The organism is Pseudomonas sp. EGD-AK9, assembly GCF_000465935.2.
In the GTDB taxonomy this organism is placed as follows: domain Bacteria; phylum Pseudomonadota; class Gammaproteobacteria; order Pseudomonadales; family Pseudomonadaceae; genus Aquipseudomonas.
Genome location: NZ_AVOF01000282.1, coordinates 1 through 4161 on the forward strand (window position 1 = coordinate 1; position 4161 = coordinate 4161).

At 69.1% G+C, this 4161-nt stretch carries 5 protein-coding genes; all 5 read left to right on the plus strand.

Annotated features, from left to right (window positions below):
• Positions 1–390: histidine phosphatase family protein (locus tag N878_RS13855; RefSeq protein WP_021444240.1), on the plus strand; the 390-nt coding region annotated here is incomplete at its 5' end.
• A gap of 139 nt (positions 391–529) precedes the next feature.
• A complete protein-coding gene (locus N878_RS13860; protein WP_021444241.1) occupies positions 530–2197 on the plus strand; it encodes an AMP-binding protein in 1668 nt (555 codons plus the stop codon).
• A gap of 55 nt (positions 2198–2252) precedes the next feature.
• The gene (locus N878_RS13865) at positions 2253–2696 is read left to right on the plus strand and encodes a hotdog fold thioesterase (RefSeq protein ID WP_021444242.1); all 444 of its coding nucleotides are present in this window, start codon (positions 2253–2255) and stop codon (positions 2694–2696) included.
• A gap of 115 nt (positions 2697–2811) precedes the next feature.
• A complete protein-coding gene (locus tag N878_RS13870; protein WP_021444243.1) occupies positions 2812–3615 on the plus strand; it encodes an alpha/beta fold hydrolase in 804 nt (267 codons plus the stop codon).
• Positions 3612–4161: alpha/beta fold hydrolase (locus N878_RS13875; RefSeq protein WP_021444244.1), on the plus strand; the 550-nt coding region annotated here is incomplete at its 3' end. The genes N878_RS13870 and N878_RS13875, both read left to right, overlap by 4 nt.

Genomic DNA, 4161 nt, shown 5'->3' on the forward strand with positions numbered 1-4161 from the left:
ACCGCCCGCGGCCGCAAGGAGGTGCTGCAGGCCGCCGCGCAACTGGCCGGACGGCCGCTCACGGCGATTCTCGCCAGCCCCTACGTGCGCGCCCAGCAGACCGCGGAACTGGTGCGCGGTGCGCTGGGTTTCGCCGGCGCGGTGGGCACCGTGCCCTGGCTGACACCGGACAGCGACCCGCGCGAGGTGCTCAAGTACCTCGACGAGCGCGAAGGCGCGGAGATGCTGCTGGTCAGCCACCAGCCGCTGATCGGCGCCCTCGGCGGCCTGCTGGTGCATGGCAATCGCCAGGAGCCGCTGCCGATGCGCACCGCCAGCCTGGCCGAACTCGACGGCGATCTGCCGGCGGCCGGGCTGATGGAGCTGCTGGCGCTGATCCATCCGCATTGATCTCGCGACACGCGGTTGTAGCCGGCTAGCCGGGCGACCGGGGAAACATTTCTTAACTTGCGCCGTCCTTGTCTGCGTGGAATAGTCGACCAAGCAAGTGCTTGGTTGACCCCCATAAAAACAACAAGGAGGAAGCCCTGTGGCCGATGCGATCCGTCTGCCGCTCGAGCTGTTCTACGAGCGTGAAGCAAAGCACCCGAACAAACGCTACATGGTCCAGCCTCTCGGCGGCGGCCAGCTGCTGGAGCTGAGCTGGGCCGAGGTGGGCGAACAGGCGCGGCGCGCCGCCCACTGGTTGCGCAGCCGCGAACTGGCACCGGGCAGCCGCATCGCCATCGTGTCGAAGAACTGCGCGCACTGGATAGTCGCCGACCTGGCGATCTGGATGGCCGGGCACGTCTCGGTGCCGCTGTACCCCAACCTCACCGCCGAGTCGATGCGCCAGGTGCTGGAGCATTCCGAAGCGGCGCTGGCCCTGATCGGCAAGCTCGACGACTGGCCGGCCATGGCGCCGGGGCTGCCCGCCGGGCTGCCGACCGTCAGCCTGCCGCTGCACCCGCCGGGCGAGTTCGACTACAGCTGGGACGACCTGCAGCGCTGCGCACCGATCCAGGACGATCCCAAGCCCGCGGCCAACCAGCTGGCCACCATCATCTATACCTCCGGCACCACCGGCACGCCCAAGGGGGTGATGCACCAGTTCGGCAATTTCGGCTTCGCCGCCAGCAATGCCATCGAGCTGTTCGGCGTCGGCGAGGACGACCGCCTGCTGTCCTACCTGCCACTGTGTCACGTGGCCGAGCGGATGTTCGTCGAGCTGGCATCGATCTACGCCGGGCAGACGATCTTCTTCGCCGAGAGCCTGGACACCTTCCTCGACGACCTCAAGCGCGCACGGCCGACGGTGATGTTCGGCGTGCCGCGCATCTGGACCAAGTTCCAGATGGGCGTGTACGCCAAGATGCCGGCGCACAAGCTCGACCGCCTGCTGAAACTGCCGCTGATCGGCCGCCTGGTCGGCAGGAAAGTGCTTGCCGGGCTCGGCCTGGACTCCGTGCGCTACGCGCTGTCCGGCGCCGCGCCGGTGCCCGAGGCGCTGCTCAACTGGTATCGCCGCCTGGGCCTGGAAATCCAGGAGGTCTACGGCATGACCGAGAACTGCGGCTACTCCCACGTGTGCCGGCCGGGCAAGTTCAAGCAGGGCTGGATCGGCCAGAACAGCCCCGGCGTGGAGGTGCGCATCGCCGAGGACGGCGAGGTGCAGGTGCGCAGCGGCGCCACCATGCAGGGCTACTACAAGGACCCGGTCAAGACCGCCGAGACCCTCACCGAAGACGGTTTCCTGCGCACTGGCGACAAGGGCGAGCAGGACGCCGAGGGCAACCTGCGCCTGACCGGGCGGATCAAGGAGATCTTCAAGACCAGCAAGGGCAAGTACGTGGCGCCGGCGCCCATCGAGAACCGTCTCGGCGAGCATTCGCGCATCGAGCAGGTCTGCGTGGTCGGCGACGGCCTGGCGCAACCCCTGGCGCTCTGCGTATTGTCCGAGGCGGGCCGCCAGGAGGCCGCCAACGACAGCCGCGGCGCGCTGGAAAGCAGCCTCAAGGCACTGCTCGAGGAGGTCAACCGGCGTCTCGACCAGCATGAGCGGCTGCAGGGGTTAGTGCTGGTCAAGGAGGTCTGGGCGGTGGAGAACGGCTTCCTCACGCCGACCCTGAAGATCAAGCGCAACGTGGTCGAGGGCGCCTACGGCGCGCGCTTCGCCGAGTGGCAGCAGCGCAGCGAAGCAGTGCTCTGGCACGAGTGAGTGTGAGCGGGCCGGCGGCGTCGGCCCGGTTTCCCGACAGCTTAAGGAATGCCCCATGAGCCTGTGGCGACAAGCCCCCGATCTCGATGCACTCAACGCCTTGCAGAAACACACCATCGGTGAGTTGCTGGGCATCCGCTTCGAGTCCTTCGACGACGATTCGCTCAGCGCCAGCATGGCGGTCGATGCGCGTACCCATCAACCCTACGGCCTGCTGCACGGCGGCGCCTCGGTGGTGCTGGCCGAGACCCTCGGCTCCATGGCCAGCTACCTGTGCATCGACAGCAGCCGCTTCTACTGCGTCGGCCTGGAGGTCAACGCCAACCACCTGCGCGGCCTGCGCGCAGGGCGGGTGCATGCCGTGGCGCGGCCGGTGCATCTGGGCCGCACCACCCATGTCTGGGACATCCGCCTGAGCGGCGACGACGGCAAGCCCAGCTGCATCTCGCGCCTGACCATGGCGATTGTGCCGTTGGGCGAGCAACGGCCGAAGATATGAGCGGGCGCCGCCGATAGTTCTGGCCATAGCGCCGCCATCAATGGCGGTTACGGTCATTGCCGCGGCGGCGGGGCTGCCGGAAAATCGCCCGGTGTTCATTTCGCGAGCGCCGCGCATGCCGCAGCCGATCTTCTTCGCCCACGCCAACGGTTTTCCCTCGGCCACCTACGCCAAGCTGTTCGCCGCCCTGGCGCCGGACTACCGGGTGCGCCACCTGCAGCAGCACGGCCACGATCCGCGCTTTCCGGTGGACGACAACTGGGCCAACCTGGTCGCCGAGCTGATCCATCACCTGGAAGGCGGCGACGAGCCGGTCTGGGGCGTCGGCCATTCCCTTGGCGGCGTGCTGCATTATCACGCCGCGTTGCTCAGGCCGGAGCTGTACCGCGGCGTGGTGATGCTCGACTCGCCGCTGCTGACCCTGGCCGACCGCATGGTGATCCGCGCCGCCAAGCGCTTCGGCTTCATCGACCGCATCACCCCGGCCGGGCGTACCCTGGGCCGGCGCGAGGCCTTCGCCGACCCGGCCGAGGCGCGCGACTACTTCGCCGCGAAGAGCCTGTTCCGCCGCTTCGATCCCGAATGCCTGGACGCCTACGTGCGCCATGGCCTGCAGCCGGCGGGGCAGGGCCTGCGCCTGAAGTTCGATCCGGCCACCGAGATCAGCATCTACCGCAGCGTGCCGCACACCGCACCGGGTCGCCCGCAGCAGCTGGCGGTGCCGCTGGCCATGGTCCGCGGCCGCCACAGCAGGGTGGTGCTGCCGCATCACGCCCGCCTGCTGCGGCGCATGCCGCGCGGCGAATACTTGAGCCTGCCGGGCGGCCATATGTTCCCGCTGGAGCGCCCGCAGGCCACCGCCGAGCTGCTGCGCCAGCTGTTCGCCCGTTGGGCCGGCTCGCTTGAGGAGTCCGCATGAGCGCCTGTTTCGAAGAAGTCCGCCTGAGCCTGCCGCATATCGAGCTGGCCGCCCATCTCTACGGCCCCGAGGACGGCATGCCGGTGCTGGCCTTGCACGGCTGGCTGGACAACGCCGCCAGCTTCGCCCGCCTGGCGCCGAAGCTGGACGGACTGCGCATCGTCGCCCTGGATTTCGCCGGCCACGGCCATTCCGAACACCGCCCGGCGGGCGCCGGCTACGCCCTGTGGGATTACGCCTACGACGTGCTGCAGGTGGCCGAGCAGTTCGGTTGGCAGCGCTTTTCCATCCTCGGTCACTCCATGGGCGCGATCACCGCGGTGCTGCTGGCCGCCGCCATGCCCGAGCGCATCGCCCGCCTGGCCCTGATCGACGGCCTGGTGCCCTATACCGGCGAGGCCGACACCGCACCGGCGAAACTCGGCGAGGCGCTGCGCGCCAAGCTCGCCCTGGATGGCAAGCGCAAGCCGGTGTACGCCGAGGTGGCGCGGGCCGTCGAGGCGCGCATGAAGGGCGTCGGCGCGGTCAGCCGCGAGGCCGCCGAAC

Bases quoted from the DNA above. Each gene is read 5' to 3' on its own strand.
- N878_RS13870 (WP_021444243.1), top strand. From the start codon at position 2,812: ATGCCGCAGCCGATCTTCTTCGCCCACGCCAACGGTTTTCCCTCGGCC.
- N878_RS13865 (WP_021444242.1), top strand. From the start codon at position 2,253: ATGAGCCTGTGGCGACAAGCCCCCGATCTCGATGCACTCAACGCCTTG.